This is a genomic window from Sphingopyxis sp., from assembly GCF_036675685.1.
GTDB lineage: Bacteria > Pseudomonadota > Alphaproteobacteria > Sphingomonadales > Sphingomonadaceae > Sphingopyxis.
In genome coordinates this window covers 75,376-92,265 of record NZ_JAKFEM010000010.1, presented here as the reverse complement: position 1 = coordinate 92,265, position 16,890 = coordinate 75,376, and the positions used below count along the sequence as shown (strand labels likewise).

Genomic DNA, 16,890 nt, shown 5'->3' with positions numbered 1-16,890 from the left:
AAAGATTTTTCTGAGTTCGTCCAGTGGCGTGCCCATTTTGTGTTCATGCACTTCCGAGCCAGGCACTTAGACAGAATTCTGATAGAAAAGTGTCATGAGGCGCTGAAATATGAGGACCTCTCCGACGACGAGCGGAAAGGTCTTCTAAATCCGATCGAAATGTTCGACGCTATCAGAAGCTGACTTTACCTGCGCGATGAACCACGACCGCTCCCCACCCCAAAGTCGACGCTAGAGCAAAATCGTCATTCGGCGCCGAGCCGCGCGAACCGCATATCGCCCTCGGCGCGGTGGAGAACGACGCCGCGCTCGGTTTTTTCGACGCAGGCATTGTCGAAATCGACCACGCCGACGTCATTCGGAACGATGACGACGCGCAGCTTGCCGCCGTCGGCTTCGGTCAGTTCGTAGCGCGGTGCGAAGATGTCGTAGATCGGCTCGCGCACCTCGACCCAACGCGGGACACGCTCGTCGTCCTCGGGCATCGTCCAGCCATAAACCTGGGTGTAATCCTCGGCCGGATCGCCGCTGTCGAAGCCGATCGTGAAATCGACGCCCGGGATGCCTTTGCCGTTGGGCCAGGTGACGAGCAGGGTGGGGACCGCGCCGTCGACTTCGATCAATGGCCCTTTTTTCATCACGGGCGGCACAGGCTTGGGTTCCGTGGTCAGGCAGATTTGGTTGCCGCGCGCTTCCCACCGACCCTCGGCGCGTTCGTCGAGGGCGCCCGCGGCGAGCATATACTGGAAGCGACCATCTTTACGGATCAACAGGCCGCCGCCGACGTCGGGGCCCTCGGCAAGGCTATATTCGCCGATAAAAGGCGAATCCTGCGCGGCGGCAGGGGCGGCGATCAGGGCGGCGGCGAGGAGCAGGGTGCGCATGAGGGCGACCATGCGTCCGCCGCGGCGCGGACGCCAGCCCCTTTCCACATGTCGCCCCACCTGCTACCCGCCCGCGCCATGTCCCAGAAGCATCCCGACCGCCGCACCTTCGCCATCATCTCGCATCCCGACGCGGGCAAGACGACGCTGACCGAGAAATTGCTCGTCGCCGGCGGCGCGATCCATATCGCGGGCGAGGTCAAGGCACGCGGACAGGCGCGGCGCGCGCGCTCCGACTGGATGAAGATCGAACAGCAGCGCGGGATTTCGGTGACCTCGTCGGTGATGACCTTCGAACATCGGGGGCTGGTGTTCAACCTGCTCGACACCCCGGGGCACGAGGATTTCAGCGAGGATACCTATCGCACGCTGACCGCGGTCGACAGCGCGGTGATGGTGATCGACGCCGCCAAGGGCATCGAGCCGCAGACGCTGAAGCTGTTCGAGGTGTGCCGGCTGCGCTCGGTGCCGATCATCACCTTCATCAACAAGGTCGACCGCGAGGGCCTGCCGCCGTTCGAACTGCTCGACGAGGTCGCCGACCGGCTCGCGCTCGACGTCTGCCCGATGAACTGGCCGGCGGGGATGGGCGGGCAGTTTGAGGGGATTTACGATCTCGTCGATCCGGCGCTCATGGTGCCGGGCAAGGAAGCATCGCGCGAATATGAAGGCGAGCGGGTCGCGGTGGCGGGGCTGGGCGATCCGGCGCTCGCGGCGCGGCTCTCCGGTGACGCGCTCGCGCATCTCAAGGAAGAGACCGATCTCGCCTCGGCGTGCTACGCGCCCTTCGATGTCGATGCCTATCGGAACGGCGATCTGACGCCGGTCTATTTCGGGTCGGCATTGAAGGAATTCGGCGTCGTCGACCTGCTCGCGGCGCTCGCAAACCACGCCCCGGGGCCGCAGCCGCAGCCCGCCGAACCCGCGCCGGTGCAGCCGGGCGACGATGCCGTCACCGGCTTCGTGTTCAAGGTGCAGGCGAATATGAATCCCGCGCACCGCGACCGTATCGCCTTCATGCGGCTGTGCTCGGGCAAGTTCGAGCGCGGGATGCGACTGATGCAGGGCGGGACGGGCAAGGCGATCGCGATCAGCCGTCCGATGCTGTTCCTCGCGCAAGACCGCGAAATGGCCGAGGAAGCGTGGCCGGGCGACATCATCGGCATCCCCAACCACGGCACGCTGCGGGTGGGGGATACTTTGTCGGAGCGGACCGACGTGACGATCACGGGGCTGCCGAACTTCGCCCCCGAATTGCTGCGCCGCGTCGCGCTGGTCGACCCGACCCAGACCAAGAAATTGCGCAAGGCGCTCGACGACATGGCCGAGGAGGGGATCATCCAGGTCTTCTATCCCGAAATCGGCGCGAACATGATCGTCGGGGTCGTCGGCCAGCTGCAGCTCGACGTGCTGATCAGCCGGCTCGATGCCGAATATAAGGTCGCGGCGAAGCTCGAGCAGTCGCCGTGGGACACCGCGCGCTGGATCGCCAGCGACGATGCCGCGGCCTTGAAGGCGTTTCAGGCCGACCATCGCGGCGCCGCGGCAACCGATCGCGACGGTGCGCCGGTGTTCATGGCCAAGGACGCGTGGGAAGTGGGCTATGTGACGCAGCGCCACCCGGCGATCCGCTTTACCGCGACCAAGGAGCGGCGCTTCGCGGTGGCGGGGTAATCAGGACTCGCACAAAGGCACGAAGCCACAAAGATTCCCCTCTCCCCGTTTGTGCTGAGCTTGTCGAAGCACCGTCCTTCTTCTGGCGCCAGAAGGAACGGCCCTTTCGACAGGCTCAGGGCGAGCGGGTTTTAGAGCGTCTTTGTGGCCTCGTGCCTTTGTGCGAGTCAGATCAGGCTCAGCAGGTCGGCGGGCGCCGTCGCTTCCTCCTCGTCATCCTCTTCGCCCTCGAACTTGCTGAGCGTCACGCCGAGCAGGCGGATGCCCTGTTCGGTCGGGAGCAGAGGCGCGAGGATCGCTTCGCCCGCCGCCAGTAGCGTAGTACCGTCGAGGATGGGCGCCGCGACCGATTTCGCCCGCGTGATCGTCCTGAAATCGGCGTAACGCAGCTTCAGTGTCACGGTGCGTCCGCGCGCGCCCTTCTTCGCCGCGCGGTCCCACACCACGGTGCAGACATGCGCGAGCGCCTCGCGGATTTCGGTGTCGGTGATCAGGTCGTTGAAGAAGGTGCGCTCGCCGCCCAGCGATTTGAGCGGTCGGTTCGACTTGACGCGGCGATGGTCGATCCCGCGCGCCAGATTGTAGAGCCACTCGGCGCTGTTGCCGAAGTTTTCGGCCAGCCACATAGGGTCTTTTGCCGCGAGGTCGGCGCCCGAAAACACGCCGAGCCCTTCCATCTTTGCCGCGGTCACCGGGCCGATGCCGTGAAAGCGGCGGATTGACAGCGTCTGGACGAAGGCCGCGCCGCGGCCCGGCGGGATGACGGTCAGGCCGTCGGGCTTGTTCTGGTCCGACGCCAGCTTGGCGATGAACTTGTTGTACGAGACGCCGGCGGAGGCGGTGAGGCCGGTTTCTTCGCGGATGCGCCGGCGGATCAGCCTCGCGGTCGCGGTCGCGCTGCCGAGGCGGGCCTTGTCCTGGCTGACGTCGAGATAGGCCTCGTCGAGCGACAGCGGTTCGACTTCGTCGGCATAGTCGTGGAAGATCGCGCGAATCTGGTGCGATACCTCGCGATAGGCGTCGAAACGCGGCGGCACGAAGATAAGGTCGGGGCATTGGCGTTTCGCGGTGATGCTGGGCATCGCCGAGCGCACCCCGAACTTGCGCGCTTCATAACTGGCCGCGGCCACCACGCCGCGCCGCGAAGAGCCGCCGACCGCGACGGGCTTTCCGCGCAGCGCCGGATTGTCGCGTTGTTCGACCGACGCGTAAAAGGCATCCATATCGACATGGATGATCTTGCGGACCGGTGCGTCCGTGGCATCCTCGGCCGGTGGGTCGTCGCCGTCTTGCACGGGTGCAGCATATCATGTTGCCAAGATGTTCTCAATGCCGCGTCGCGTGGCGCCCACGGTCGTGCTTGACGGCGGGCGGTCAAAATGGCAATCGCCGCCGACCTTGGAGATGCGGGTATAGCATAGTGGTAATGCTCTAGCCTTCCAAGCTAGCTAGGCGGGTTCGATTCCCGCTACCCGCTCCAAGGGCCTGTTTCAGGCCGTCCCAACATCTTTACAATCCGAAAAAAACGGCGGTATTCTGCCATTTATCGGCTCACGACGTTTTGCTCCATCTCAGGGCAGCTCTCCAAAGTGGGGGCCTAGTAGGGGCCGATTCAAGCTCTCAGTCCCCTCGTTTGGGGGCCTCGGATTGAAGGATCGGACATGCAGTTGACAGACGCCGCCGTTCGCCAGGCGAAGCCCAAGGACAAATCCTATAAAATGGCGGACAGTCAGGGACTCTACATTCAGGTCATGCCGTCGGGCAGCAAGCACTGGAAGATGAAGTATCGATTCGCCGGCCGCGAAAAGAAGCTGAGTTTCGGCGAATATCCTCGGGTTTCCCTTCGCGATGCGCGCAACCTTCGCGACGAAGCGCGCAATCAGATCACGAAGGGCATTGATCCGTCCCTCGAAAAGCGCCGGAATCGGCTTCGTGGGCATGTCGCGGCCGGGAATAGCTTCAGCGATATCAGTCGTGAATATTGCGACAAGCGACGCCGCGATGGCGACAAGGCATGGGCGCCATCGACCGCGAAGAGGTGCGAATATCTTCTGAGCCTGCTGGACAGCTCGATTGGCAAAATGCCCATCGACGAGATCGAGCCAATCGATGTGCTTGCGGCGGTTCGAAAGATCGAAGCTAAGGGGAAACTGGAGAGCTCGCGGCGGACGATGCAACTCGCTGGCGCGGTCTTTCGCTATGCCGTTGCGTCGGCCCGCCTGAAGTCGGATCCGACCCGCGACCTGCGCGGAGCGCTCATCAATCCCACCGTTACACATTATGGCGCGATCACGGATGCAAGTCAGGTTGGACCGCTTTTGCGTGCCATCGACGCGTACAAGAGCCAGGGCATGACCGATTGGGCCTTGAAGCTGGCGCCGCACGTGTTCGTGCGTCCGGGAGAGTTGCGCAGCGCCCAGTGGGAGGAATTTGACCTCGAAGCCCGCGTCTGGACCATTCCCGCCGAGAAGACCAAGATGCGCAAGCCGCACCATGTGCCGCTGTCTCGCCAATCTGTCGAGCTGGTCGAACAAATCCGGTCGATTACCGCGCCATGGAGCTATATTTTTCCGTCTTTATGGTCGCGGAAGCGCCCGATGTCCGACAACACGCTCAATGCCGCGCTCAGGCGGATGGGCTACGCCAGTAGCGAAATGACGGCGCACGGTTTTCGGGCGATGGCCAGCACGCTCCTCAATGAATCCGGCAAATGGTCCTATGATGCGATCGAACGCGCGCTGGCGCATGGCGACAACAATCGGGTGCGCGCGGCCTATCATCGCGGCGCGCATTGGGAGGAGCGCGTTGCCATGGCGCAATGGTGGTCCGACTATCTCGACGAAAGGCGGGCCGATGTTGGTCAAAAGGGCGACGAGGGATCAGCGCTTTCAGCGGCGCCGGAAATCACATCCTCAAGTTCGGGCAGTGTTGTGATCAATCATGATCTTGGATGGCGGCGATCGCGCGGCCGTCGCTAGGATCACAACTCGCGATCAAGCTGTTTGCTGGAATGTTGCCACACGCCTTGCATAAGTCAGGATTTGTTCCTATGAATGATTATATACAAATTCATTCAGGAGAATGGTGTGGCAACGCAGCTCGCCTCGCAGGCGGATCAGGGCAGGGTGCTCTCGGAAGCTGTCGCGCGCGTCGCGGCGTGCTGGAAATTGACCAACGACCAATTGGGCGCGGTTGTCGGCATTTCTGCCGCTACCGCGTCGCGTCTGCGTTCGGGCAGCTATCAGCTTCAACGATCCGAAAAGGCGTTCGAGCTCGGGCAATATCTGGTCCGGCTGTTTCGCAGTCTCGACGCCCTTATGGGAAGCGACGATGCCGCGTCGATGTCCTGGCTGAAATCCGAGAACATCGATCTGGGCGGCAGGCCGATCGACTTGATCCGCTCCATTCGCGGCCTGAGCGACGTCGCCGACTATGTCGATGACTATCGCGCCCGAGTCTGAGCAATCGCCGAAGCCCGAGCATTTTCGCGCCTATCGCGGAAAGCTCTGGCGGATCGTCGAGGCGCAGCATCGCATTTCCACGAACCGCCTTGCCGCCGATGCCGACGATCAGGCTTTGCTCGAACAGCTGGTAGAAGAGGTGAAGCCGAGCCTGCCTGTGGCGGCCCGCCATCTCCACTATTTGCTCGCCACCCCGTTTCGCTATGGGCACATGAGCAGTTCGAGGTTCCGTCGTGCCGCCGAGAAGCCGGGCATTTTCTATGCTGCGGAGTCCGTCGCCACGGCGATCGCCGAGACGGCTTACTGGCGGCTTCGTTTTTACTCGCGATCGCCCGGATTCCAGCCGCCGAACACAACTGTCGAGCATTCGGCGATCAGCGTGACCGTCGCGATGGATCGCATGCTCGATCTATGTGCGCCGCCTTATCTCGAAGCTGCTTCTCTATGGATGGCGCCCGATGACTATTCCGCCTGTCAGCTGTTTGCTGCCGAGGCGCGTGGGATCAATGCGCAGGCGATACGTTATGCTTCGGTCCGCGATCGCGAGCACCGGGCCAATGTTGCGATATTCGACCCATCGGTTTTTCGCGATCCTGCGCCGCGAAATGCGCAAACATGGCATTTCCGGTATGAGCAGGGGGCGTTGACCGCGTTCGGCGCATTTCCATCGAAGGAGCGGTTCGGCTTTCGTCGATCGGACTTTGGGCTCTGAGAGCGTGGCGCTTGTCCAAGATTTTCCCGACATCCCGCAAAGCCTGTTCGTTTAGGATCTAAGCGGCTACAGCCATGACACAAGTTGCTGTGTGAATTTGGGGGTTAGGTGCCGATACTCGATTGGATGACGCGCGGTGATGATGTTCGCGCGGCGGCGGGGGTTCCGTATCGGCTGCTGGACGCAGTGCCCGCGTTGGATGGCGGCAACGCGACCTCCGAAAACATGCTTATTCAGGGTGACAACCTTGACGCGCTGAAGGCGCTGCTTCCCTATTACAAGGGTGCGGTGAAGTGCATATATATCGATCCGCCCTACAACACGCGGTCGGCCTTCGACCAATACGATGACAACTTGGAGCACAGCCAGTGGCTCGCGATGATCTATCCGCGCCTGGTGCTGCTGCGCGACCTGCTGGCGGAAGGCGGTAGCATCTGGGTGTCGATTGACGACAACGAGGGCCATTACCTCAAGGTGATCATGGACGAGGTTTTTGGACGTGCCAATTTCGTCGCCAACGCAGTATGGCAGAAGCGATACTCCCGCGAGAACCGCGGTGCGATCGGCGACGTGCATGAATATATCGCTGTGTATGCCAAATCACCGGAGCGCTTCAAATTAGAGCGAAACCTAATTCCGCTCGATGAGAAGCAAGCCAAGATCTACAAAAACCCAGAAAACCCGAGGGAAACCGATCCTTCCAAGCGTTGGCGCGGCCTACCCATGACTGCTCAGGGTTTTCGACCGAACCAAATGTATGAGATTGTCGCCCCAAACGGGCAGACGCACCGACCTCCCGAGGGACGCTGCTGGTCGATGATTGAAAATGAATTCAGAAAGCTGGAAGCGGCCGGTCGCATTTATTGGGGTCGAGATGGGACCGCCCAGCCGAGCGTCATTCGATATTTATCAGAGGTTGAAGGCCTCGTGCCATGGACATGGTGGCCCCACGAAGAGGTTGGTCACACCGATGAGAGCAAGAAGGAAGCCAACGCGCTGTTTGGTGCGGATGTAAGTTTTGGCACTCCGAAGCCGGAACGTTTGGTGCAGCGTATCCTCCACATCGCCAGCAATCCCGGCGACCTCGTGCTCGACAGCTTCCTCGGTTCCGGCACTACGGCTGCGGTTGCGCACAAGATGGGGCGGCGTTGGATCGGTATCGAGATGGGAGACCACGCCGTGACCCACTGCAAGCCCCGCCTCGACAAGGTTATTGCCGGCGAACAGGGTGGCGTATCCGAACCGGTGGGTTGGACTGGCGGCGGTGGCTATCGCTTTTACCGTCTCGGCGCGGCGGTATTCGACGCCGACGGTCAGATCACGGCGGATATCGCCTTCGCGACTCTCGCGGCGCACATCTGGTTCAGCGAGACCGGCACCCCTCTGACCGGCGCAGCTGACACACCCCTGCTGGGCGTGCATGAAGGCATCGCTTATGCGTTGCTTTATAACGGCATCTTGGGCGACCGGTCGGTCAGCGGCGGCAATGTTTTGACGGCTACGTTGCTCGGGCGGCTACGTGAGGAGAGCCGCTGGGATGGACCGATGACGGTCTATGGCGAATGGAGCAAGCTAGGTGCGGCGCGACTGGCAGACGCAGACGTGACGTTCAAGCAGACGCCTTATGATGTGAGGGCGCGCTGATGGAATTGAAGGATTATCAGCTCCGCGCGCTGGACGCACTGAGGACCTTCCTCGACCAAGCGGCAATCCGCAATCATGCCCACGCTTATACGGCCGCCTGCGCAGTGGGCCAACCGGGCGCCTATGCTGCGACCTATTCCCCGTTATCTGGGCTGCCGGACGTTCCCTATTGCTGCCTTCGTCTGCCGACCGGCGGCGGCAAGACCTTGCTCGCCGCCCATGCAATCGGCGTGGCGCGGGACACCTATCTCGCCCGGCGTTTCCCGGTTGTGCTATGGCTCGTCACTTCAACCACCATTGCGGAGCAAACGCTGGGCGCGCTCAAGAAGGTGAGCCATCCCTATCGGCAAGCTTTGGAAACGGCCTTTGGTGGTGCTGTGCGCGTCTATGGCATCGATGAGCGAAGGCAGCTTCGCCCGCAAGACATGGCGGATGCGACGACCGTGATCGTTTCGACCGTGCAGGCGTTCCGGGTGCGCAACGCCGAAGATCGCAACGTTTATCTCGACGACGAGGAACTGGAACCGCACTTTGCCACGCTTCCTACCAGTGCCGATGTCGCCCGGCACGAGGATGGGCCGCGCCGGGGCAAGCCGATCGCCAGCTTTGCCAATCTGATGAAGTTGCATCGTCCGCTGGTGATCGTCGATGAGGCGCATAATTTCACCTCGACCCTTTCCGGTGAGACGATGGCACGTATCGCGCCCGCCGCCGTGGTGGAGTTTACGGCGACACCTGTGCGCTCGAACGTCATCGTGTCCGCCACTGCCGCCGAGCTGAAGGCGGCGGACATGATCAAGCTGCCGATCCACCTTTCGCAGCATGGCAGCTGGCAGCAGGCGATCGCACACGCAGTCGATAATCGTGCATGGCTTGAAGGCATTGCCGTCCGTGACGGCGGCGGAATTCGGCCCATCGCACTCTATCAGGCGCAGCCGGCGCGCGAAGGCGCCGAGGCTACCGTGGATGTCGTCAAACGCCACCTGATCGAAGATTGCCGTATTCCAGAGGACCGGATCGCGGTGGCGACCGGCAACCAGCGTGAGCTAGACGGTATCGACCTATTCGATCCGGCCTGCACGATTGAGCACGTCATCACCGTCGATGCCTTGAAAGAAGGCTGGGATTGCTCCTTCGCCTATGTGTTCTGTTCGCTTGCTAGCGTTCGCAGCGGCGGCGCCGTGGAGCAGTTGCTCGGCCGCGTGCTGCGCATGCCGTTCGCAAGGCGACGCTCGTCAGAGGAACTGAACCGCGCCTACGCCCATGTATCCGAGCGCAACTTCTTTGATGCAGCCGAGGGCTTGAAAGATCGGCTGACCGAAATGGGCTTCGATGAGCGCACCGCGCTGGAGGCGATCGTCGAACAGCCCGAGACCTTCGAGTGGCGTGAGGACCAATCGCTGTTCACGCGGCCGGAGTTGCCCGTGCTGCACGTCCGGGACCGGCCCGATCAGAGCAATTGGACCCTCGAGATGGTCGCTGCAACCCGGATGGCCGATGACGGAGCAGGTGGAGTTACGATCACATTCGATACGTCGGCACCGGACGATGTGCTCCGCGAAGTAGCCACAGCGGTTGCAAGCGCCGAGGCCACGCCGACGACAGCGGTGGAGGCTTTTATTGCCCGTCGCGCGGAGTCTCTGTCGCCTGCTGAGCAGGGCGAGATGCTGACTTTGCCCCGGCTGGCGATTGAGCGGGACGGGCAGCTCGAAATCGTCTTCCCCGAGACGCTTGTCGATGTGGGAGGCTGGGATCTGCGACAGGTTGACACAAGCCTGCCCGGCTTTGCGTTAACCGAGCGCCCCGACACATTCGAGATGGATGTGGATGGCGATCAGGTGGTCTACAATCGCATCGACGCCGCCGCCGAATTGGCGCTCGATGACGCGACCGATTGGGACGTGGCGGCACTGTCTCGGTGGCTCGATCGCACGACGCGCCAGCGCGACGTGTCCCAGCCAATATTCCTCGAATATTGCCGGCGCGTTGTGGAAGGTGTCGTGGAGCGGATCCCGTTGGCGCAGCTCGTGCGCGGGAAATTTGCGCTGCGAAGGGCGATCATCGCAAAAATCGTTCAGCAACGCCGCGAAGCGGGCATGCGGGGCGTGCAGCTGCTGATGACCGATATCGCGCCTGTCCTTGCCTTGGGTGAAAACGGCTTCAGCTTCTCAAAGGCTGGCTATGATCCGCGCACGCCCTATTCGGGGCCGTGGCGACCCCGGAAGCACCTGTTCTCGCAAGTCGGCGACCTTAGGCATGGCGGTGAAGAATGGAAGGCCGCCGTTCAAATCGACGATCACGATGCCGTCAAACACTGGGTTCGGAACGTGGATCGCACGGCATGGTCCTATTCGCTGCCAACCTCGACCGACCTGTTCTACCCGGATTTCGTCGCGGAGCTGGTGGATGGCCGCAAGCTGATCATCGAATATAAAGGTGCCGATCGCACCGATAATGCGGATAGTCGCGAGAAGAAGAACATCGGTGCGCGGCTTCAGGAGGTAAGTGAGGGCAAAGTTGTCTTCCTTTGGGCAGAGCTTGATCGCGGTGGCGGTGTGGCGCGGCAAATCGACGCGGCGATTGGGTAAGGGGGCAGAATGGACAAGTTGAACCGCAAGCAGATCCACGCACGTGCCCGCGAAATTCTCGAGGAGCATTCTGGCGGCATCCGCTGGGGCGAAATCCTGAAGCTGATCCACGCCGACGCGCCGGACACGCCGCCAAATAGCATTCACGGTGCCATCCAGGTGCTGTTTCAGAGCTCGGACGATATCGTAAAGGTCGCCCGCGGCACCTATCAGCTGTCGAAGTTCGTAGATGAGGACGCTGCGGAGGCCATCGCCGCCGACGCGGCCGTTGCGACCGCGCCCGTCGTTCCGGTAAAGAATGGTGCCGTTCAGGAAGCACTGGCCGAGCAGGACTTCTACGCGAGCTTCGCGGAATGGCTCGAAGAGAACGACGAGGTCACAGTCGCCGGTGCACTCGGCGGGAGCAGCCTTGGCGGGAAGTGGGGCACTCCCGACGTGATGGGCGTCCTAAAGCCTCGCGCCCAAGACATGTTCAAGTTCGAACCCCAGATTGTAACCGCCGAGATCAAGGCGACCCCTAGCCAGCCCGTCGTCGCCTTCGGGCAGGCGGTCGCCTATCGGCTGTTCTCGCACAAGAGCTACATCGTCGTTCCGCGCACCACGAGCAGCGATGACATGAATCGGTTGAAGTCTCTGTGCAGCATCCACGGCGTCGGCTTGGTCGTCTTCACCTTGGATAAGAGCGAGCCGGATTATGGTGTGATCGTGCTGCCCGCCGTGGCTACCCCGGATATGTTCTATGTGAACAGCATGCTGGACCGATTGAAGGTGAGCGAGCCGAGCCTCCTGAACCGATTGTTTTGAGACCGAAAGTGGCCGTCTGCCTGTCCGGTTCTAGGCACAGAAATTCGGGAAGCTGACATACGCGCAGACCAGTGAGACGGTCAGGAGCCGCCAAAAAAGCCGACGTTTGCCAGGTCAAATCCACTTCTTGAAGCGGCCATCCGTTCATCTGCGAATGGAATCTTAGGAGTGACGCGAACTGGCAGTGAAAGGACCGGCAGATAGCGAAACGACAAAACTGCGGCGCCAAGAATATCAAGCAATCACCCGCTCACCGGTTTGAGCCGATCAAGCATATGTAACCTCCTTTTGTATTGGCAGAAAATTTTGTATGGACCGTTGTATGATATCTTGAGGGGAGGGTAATTTGTGTCTGTTCTCGACATCCCGCTTCGCAAAATTTTACAGTTGTTCTACGCAGAGCATAAGTTACGACGCTCGATCCTGAAAGATGATATTCGGCTTGATCTCAAAAAAGAAGCTGGCGGCACGAGAAGTCAAGGAGGGGATTTCTACCTTCCCTTCTGGTCAGATGTAAAAAAGCACATTTCTGATATTGCGGACCTGAACGAACTCACGGCCGCTCGCATGGAATCAAACAGAAATTTTAAGCGCTTATATCCGCTACTGAGAGATGGTGTACTCGATCTTCTCAATGAAAAGTTACGTTGGTCCAATGAGCCCCTAGAGATCGTTCCCCAAAGCGTGCACGGCAGCCTGAAAATTGAAGAACTGGGTGGCTTAATTCGTATACGAGACGCGATTCATGCACGCGTAAGAGAAAAATATACGCGCGTCGTATATCCTTACTTCAGCGAAGAGCCCGCGCTCACCGATGAAGGGGGAAGGCTGGGGTTGTGGGCGATGCAGCAAGCCCTCAAAAAACTTGACCCAAATGACATGCGCATCATCGACCCTCTTCGCCGGGCATTCTTCTCTCCAGAAATGACGCCACTGAGAGGCGATGAGGAGATGGTTTTTCATGAAAGGTATAGGTCGCTGATCAAAGAATGGGAGCGCCTTAAGGGGGAATGAGATTTCATACCACTTCGCCAACAAAGGAGACGTTCACGATGCATTGCGCGGCTGTCAAAACCGGTCCTTCATACTGCGAAATGAGCGGCTTACTAACTCACTTCGATGCAGACCCAAGTGGGCTGGCTCTGCCGGTGCCACGTGGGGGGGGGCTAGGGTTTGTCAGTCAATCGTAAATGCATGTGTCGGCGCTCGCGGTCCGTAATCGTGCTGCCCATTTCCAGGGGGCCCTCAGTCATGTTTCCACAGAAGCTCTTATGAGGCGTGTTGTAGAATGCTCGAAGTATGAAATTGACGAAAGTATAGGGGGTTAGAGGGCCGGATACAGGAACTCGGCAATTCTTGTATTGGCCGATCGTCAGGTGTGATGCTGGATGATCGTAGTCGACGCTAGAGCGGGGGTCGAAATCAAATCGAAGCGGAACGGTGACGACGTTGCGATCCACGACCTCGGCGAAGAGGACATCCTCTTCATATATCTCGGGTTCGTTTTGATACTCCAGCAAGTCAGGTGAAGGAAAGAAGGCGAGACGATGCTTGGTCATTTCTTCGCCTTCAAAGCGGTAGAGTAACTGCATTACAGCACCATCAGGGAATTTGATATTGAATGCCCGCTTTTCCTTCAGGACGGCATAGGCATCTGGATAAGGAATGTTCTTGAGCGTGATGGATAGATCTTCAGTACCTCCGAATCCGATGTTCGTAACCCCTGCCTCAGTGTTGAGTGTAGGAAAATTCTGATCAACGCTGAGACTGGCTGAGATTAAATCGGCGGTAAGCCGTGAAATCTCCTTTTGGAGGTCCTTCGGAGACATTCAGACGTCCTTCAAAAGATATTCCCGAAGCTTCTCGACGGTCTCCGGAGGAAGATCCTCCAACAAAACTTTGCCTTCATCCATGTCTTTTAAGAGACGGGAGAGATTTTTTGATCCACTTTTCGCCGCGCGCTCCTCAGATACGGTTCGATCGCGATTTACGACCTTGAGAAATTTACGAGTTTCCGCATCAGGATAGGTAAAGTTCAGTTCAAAATCGTTTGAACGAATTCGATCAAACTCCTCGCGAAGCTTGGTCATCTGAGGCCCGAATCCACAAATCTTTACCCAAGCCTTGCTTCTCGTAATGGCTGTGAAGAGCTGATTGCGAACGCGAGCGACGTTGTAAGGTGTTCCGAAGCAATCTTGCGCATTGATCACATAAACCATTCCCGCCTCGTTGCCCTTTGCGCGGAAGATGCCAGTGAATGCTACAGACTCGCCATCGCTGCGGAAGAAGACATCGCTTGAGGTGTCAACGCCAGCTAAATGCGATTGAATGCCCTTCTCAAACAGCATGCGCCTCGGAATTGCGACATTTGCTTGTGTGGAAATCGGATCGGGGTTGATGACGATGATATCTTCGTGCTTCAACTGATCCGTAGTCAGGTTTCGCTCAATTTGCTCAACCAACCATTGAGCTTGCTCTACATCATTCGCGAACTCGACAAACTCGATTAAGCTATCCACGCTGCTCGGTAGTTCAAGAAAGGGGGGGCTGGAATCATCTGTACGAGCGAGCGACACGGCTTGACCGTCATCAAGAGTGCCAGCCTTAACCTCGTAACCTACCTCCTGCCACAGGTCTGATCGATCGAACATCTGCACCAGACCTGTTCCGGTCTTGGGGTCAACGTCGCGATAAATTCCGAAGCCAAGCGCATGTGCCGTCGCTAACACGGGCCGGGAATTGCGGTAGCACTTCTCCAGAATTATGTCTTCGCTTGGCTTTCCCTGCGCTGGCGGGGAAAATCGTACATTAGGTGAGCCGTCTGCCTTGCTACCGAAAATTTCCTCTGGAGGAGGAAGGCTGGCCTCGGTAAGTGATTGCAATTCGTCATAGGCATAGACAAGGCGGCGAGGCTCGCGAAGCGATAGATAGCAGAGCTGCAAGAAGTTCGGATGAAAGTCTTGCGCCTCGTCTACGAGGATAGTGTCAAAGATTGGCTTTGGTTTTGGCGCGCCTTCAAGGGCCAGCGCCGTCACCTGTTTGAAAGCTTCATTGAACCCAAAGCGGCTCTTCGCCTGGCCAAAGTTCCAATACTCTATCTGGTTTACGAGACAGAATTGAAAATACACGCCCGAATTGTCCGGGCCGCCAGGCCCACCCCAGGCATTGATGACCTGAAGATTATCCCAATCTGGCCGTTCGTTGGTTTGCTGGAAGACGAAAACCTCGATTAGCTCTTTGAACTGGGTTTTGAGCGACCTCGCATTGAAAGTGACAGCAATTTTCCAATCGGGATGCTGCACATGCAGATACGCCGCCTTGAGGGCGAGAATGATCGTCTTTCCGGACCCTGCAAGCCCGCGGATCCTTTGGACGCCCTCAACTGTTTCAATCACTGCTCTGCTCTGTCGAGCGTCCAAGTTAGCAATTGAGTCTTCCAAGGCTTTAAGCAAGGCACCTCGCGTATTCAAAGCGGGGGCTTCGCGTTTGCGTCGAGACTTACGAATGGATTGAATAGATTGAATGACTGATAGCGCGGATTTGAAGAGGTTCGAATGATCCCATTTGTATGATTTGAGGATTTCTAGGAGGTAGTCGTCCGTACAGGCGATAGGGTACCTATCGATCCCGTTTTTTCCAGCCATTGGAGCGTAAGTGACGACTTGTGGAACGGCCAGCAGATGCCTGCCGTCCATCAACTCTTTATGGAGCCGGAACCTCGCTTCAAGTGCGTTCGCGTAGGTATCCTGGGCAGCCTCGAATCCCTCTGCAGAGTCCTGCTCGATGATCTGAAAGAGTATAACTCCTCTCTCAGGACTGATCCAAAGGGCGTCGACGGAAATGACATCCACCAAATTGGCCAAAACCGGGTAACCAATGTAAAGAACGCCTTCTCCTGGGAAATTTGCTTCGATGAGTTTCGCCACCGCCTGACTGGCAACCGGCTTCTCCGTGCTTCCCCAAATTACATCAGTCATAAATACCTTAGGTTACAGATTTCCGGGTTCTGAACTCTTCTCAACTCGATGTCGATTGGCCGAACCAATCGGCGGAGAAAAGCGATATACGTTAGCCTTGGCGAAACCAAGGCGTTTCGCGATTTGAGCAGGCCGCAAACCTTCTTTCTTCAATTCCGACTACTGATCCATCGAAGCTCCTCGGACGATCCTTGTGGCCTCCCGCCGCCTTGGCTTTTCAAACCCTTCCCGATGTCGTTCCCGCGGGATGTCCGCAAGCGAGCGTGAAGCTCACACGCCGACTAGCCGTGCGGAATGTCCGCTATCTTTTTGCTGCAGTCTAGAAGCTGTCGTTCCGGATCGTCCAACGTTGCGGTCGTTCTCGTGAGAGTCACACGACGTCCGCTTTCGGTCTGTGCTCCAGATTGGATTGAAGGTCTGAAACCGGGCGCGATGCAGAACCTATACGCGTCCGTCGGGGCTGCCGATTTCGATCGAACAGGGCACCGTATTCTTTCGGCGCTGCGCCTTCTCGTAACACGCGTCGATGACCTTTTCATTCTCACGGTAGAGATCGGAAAGGCGAGATAGCGCCCTCCAGCTTTCCGGGTCGGCCACTTGCATGAGGTGGGCGCCGGCACTCCACATATCGCGGGACAGCAGATTGGCCGCACGCTGTTCGGGCCAGTGCCAGCTTTCGGGCGCCGCCCGGCTGACCGCCGAGGGGACCGTGCATCCGGCAAAGAAGGCGAGGATCGCCGCTATCCCGGCGCCGATGGCCACCCATTTATTCTGTTCATCGCGAGTCCGCGCCGCACCGAGCCTGCGTTCGAGCAAGCGACCCACGGTTTCCAGCTGATGCTGCGCGCTCTGCCATTTGGCGTGATCGTCCGAACGGACGTGCTCGCCCGCTACCTTAATCTGCTCGGCGATCCGTTCCGGGGTGAGCGACAGACCAGGCCGCTCGGTGAGCGTGGCAAAGACCTCGCGCGCCTTCCGCCAGCTTTGGTCGATCCGGGCAAGATCCTCGCTATAGTCACGCCCGACGAGCTCGTCTTGGCGAAGACCGAACCGGTCGAACGCAGCGGTGAGGGTGGATATGCGTCCCGACAGCCGTTCGAAGGCTTCGTCGAGGGCGATGTTTTCGGGGTCGGTGTTGCTCATGCG

General features: G+C 59.2%; 14 protein-coding genes and 1 tRNA gene. 10 read left to right on the top strand and 5 right to left on the bottom strand.

Translation table 11 applies throughout. From position 1 onward, the window contains the following. On the top strand, positions 1 to 183 hold a 183-nt coding region (locus V6M50_RS05545), incomplete at its 5' end, for a hypothetical protein (RefSeq protein ID WP_332817556.1). 62 nt (positions 184 to 245) lie between these two features. Here V6M50_RS05545 and V6M50_RS05540 read toward each other — a convergent pair. After that, positions 246 to 884, bottom strand: a complete 639-nt coding sequence (locus V6M50_RS05540; protein ID WP_332817555.1) for a hypothetical protein — start codon at positions 882 to 884, stop codon at positions 246 to 248. Between the two features lie 78 nt (positions 885 to 962). Between V6M50_RS05540 and V6M50_RS05535 the strand changes: the two genes are divergently transcribed. Continuing rightward, positions 963 to 2,558 (top strand): peptide chain release factor 3, encoded by a 1,596-nt coding sequence (locus V6M50_RS05535; protein WP_332817554.1) that lies wholly within the window; start codon positions 963 to 965, stop codon positions 2,556 to 2,558. 167 nt (positions 2,559 to 2,725) lie between these two features. Here the strand turns inward: V6M50_RS05535 and dinB are convergent, their stop codons facing one another. Further along, positions 2,726 to 3,853, bottom strand: a complete 1,128-nt coding sequence (gene dinB, locus V6M50_RS05530) for a DNA polymerase IV (protein ID WP_332817553.1) — start codon at positions 3,851 to 3,853, stop codon at positions 2,726 to 2,728. Positions 3,854 to 3,964: 111 nt separating this feature from the next. Between dinB and V6M50_RS05525 the strand changes: the two genes are divergently transcribed. The 8 genes from V6M50_RS05525 to V6M50_RS05490 all read left to right on the top strand — a co-directional run bounded on the left by V6M50_RS05525 (position 3,965) and on the right by V6M50_RS05490 (position 12,781). Further along, positions 3,965 to 4,038: transfer RNA gene (locus V6M50_RS05525), tRNA-Gly, on the top strand. 181 nt (positions 4,039 to 4,219) lie between these two features. Beyond that, positions 4,220 to 5,536, top strand: a complete 1,317-nt coding sequence (locus V6M50_RS05520; protein WP_332817552.1) for a tyrosine-type recombinase/integrase — start codon at positions 4,220 to 4,222, stop codon at positions 5,534 to 5,536. Positions 5,537 to 5,611: 75 nt separating this feature from the next. Beyond that, positions 5,612 to 6,019, top strand: coding sequence for an MbcA/ParS/Xre antitoxin family protein (locus tag V6M50_RS05515; RefSeq protein WP_332817551.1), 408 nt, complete (start codon positions 5,612 to 5,614; stop codon positions 6,017 to 6,019). Beyond that, positions 5,997 to 6,731, top strand: coding sequence for an RES family NAD+ phosphorylase (locus V6M50_RS05510; protein ID WP_332817550.1), 735 nt, complete (start codon positions 5,997 to 5,999; stop codon positions 6,729 to 6,731). The genes V6M50_RS05515 and V6M50_RS05510 overlap by 23 nt, the downstream gene beginning before the upstream one ends. Before the next feature lie 126 nt (positions 6,732 to 6,857). Further along, complete coding sequence (locus V6M50_RS05505; protein WP_332817549.1) at positions 6,858 to 8,375, top strand: site-specific DNA-methyltransferase; 1,518 nt, start codon at positions 6,858 to 6,860, stop codon at positions 8,373 to 8,375. Beyond that, positions 8,375 to 10,963 carry a DEAD/DEAH box helicase gene (locus tag V6M50_RS05500; protein WP_332817548.1) on the top strand — a complete coding sequence of 863 codons (2,589 nt, stop codon included), beginning with the start codon at positions 8,375 to 8,377 and terminating at the stop codon, positions 10,961 to 10,963. Before V6M50_RS05505 ends, V6M50_RS05500 begins: the two co-directional genes overlap by 1 nt. A gap of 9 nt (positions 10,964 to 10,972) precedes the next feature. Beyond that, complete coding sequence (locus tag V6M50_RS05495; protein WP_332817547.1) at positions 10,973 to 11,767, top strand: hypothetical protein; 795 nt, start codon at positions 10,973 to 10,975, stop codon at positions 11,765 to 11,767. Positions 11,768 to 12,115: 348 nt separating this feature from the next. Then, the gene (locus tag V6M50_RS05490; protein WP_332817546.1) at positions 12,116 to 12,781 is read left to right on the top strand and encodes a hypothetical protein; all 666 of its coding nucleotides are present in this window, start codon (positions 12,116 to 12,118) and stop codon (positions 12,779 to 12,781) included. A 152-nt stretch (positions 12,782 to 12,933) separates the two neighbouring features. On the opposite strand, the gene V6M50_RS05485 is transcribed toward V6M50_RS05490, so the two are convergent. From V6M50_RS05485 to V6M50_RS05475, 3 genes are all read right to left on the bottom strand, one after another. Then, positions 12,934 to 13,596 (bottom strand): DUF2290 domain-containing protein, encoded by a 663-nt coding sequence (locus tag V6M50_RS05485; RefSeq protein ID WP_332817545.1) that lies wholly within the window; start codon positions 13,594 to 13,596, stop codon positions 12,934 to 12,936. Further along, positions 13,597 to 15,744 carry a DEAD/DEAH box helicase gene (locus V6M50_RS05480; RefSeq protein ID WP_332817544.1) on the bottom strand — a complete coding sequence of 716 codons (2,148 nt, stop codon included), beginning with the start codon at positions 15,742 to 15,744 and terminating at the stop codon, positions 13,597 to 13,599. A gap of 441 nt (positions 15,745 to 16,185) precedes the next feature. After that, positions 16,186 to 16,887, bottom strand: a complete 702-nt coding sequence (locus tag V6M50_RS05475; protein ID WP_332817543.1) for a DUF6118 family protein — start codon at positions 16,885 to 16,887, stop codon at positions 16,186 to 16,188. Positions 16,888 to 16,890: the final 3 nt, after the last annotated feature.

Excerpts from the sequence above, each read along its gene's own strand:
- V6M50_RS05540 (WP_332817555.1), bottom strand. The coding sequence starts at position 884 with ATGCGCACCCTGCTCCTCGCCGCCGCCCTGATCGCCGCCCCTGCCGCC.
- V6M50_RS05535 (WP_332817554.1), top strand. The coding sequence starts at position 963 with ATGTCCCAGAAGCATCCCGACCGCCGCACCTTCGCCATCATCTCGCAT.
- V6M50_RS05520 (WP_332817552.1), top strand. The coding sequence starts at position 4,220 with ATGCAGTTGACAGACGCCGCCGTTCGCCAGGCGAAGCCCAAGGACAAA.
- V6M50_RS05515 (WP_332817551.1), top strand. The coding sequence starts at position 5,612 with ATGATTATATACAAATTCATTCAGGAGAATGGTGTGGCAACGCAGCTC.
- V6M50_RS05510 (WP_332817550.1), top strand. The coding sequence starts at position 5,997 with ATGACTATCGCGCCCGAGTCTGAGCAATCGCCGAAGCCCGAGCATTTT.
- V6M50_RS05505 (WP_332817549.1), top strand. The coding sequence starts at position 6,858 with ATGACGCGCGGTGATGATGTTCGCGCGGCGGCGGGGGTTCCGTATCGG.
- V6M50_RS05500 (WP_332817548.1), top strand. The coding sequence starts at position 8,375 with ATGGAATTGAAGGATTATCAGCTCCGCGCGCTGGACGCACTGAGGACC.
- V6M50_RS05495 (WP_332817547.1), top strand. The coding sequence starts at position 10,973 with ATGGACAAGTTGAACCGCAAGCAGATCCACGCACGTGCCCGCGAAATT.
- V6M50_RS05485 (WP_332817545.1), bottom strand. The coding sequence starts at position 13,596 with ATGTCTCCGAAGGACCTCCAAAAGGAGATTTCACGGCTTACCGCCGAT.
- V6M50_RS05480 (WP_332817544.1), bottom strand. The coding sequence starts at position 15,744 with ATGACTGATGTAATTTGGGGAAGCACGGAGAAGCCGGTTGCCAGTCAG.
- V6M50_RS05475 (WP_332817543.1), bottom strand. The coding sequence starts at position 16,887 with ATGAGCAACACCGACCCCGAAAACATCGCCCTCGACGAAGCCTTCGAA.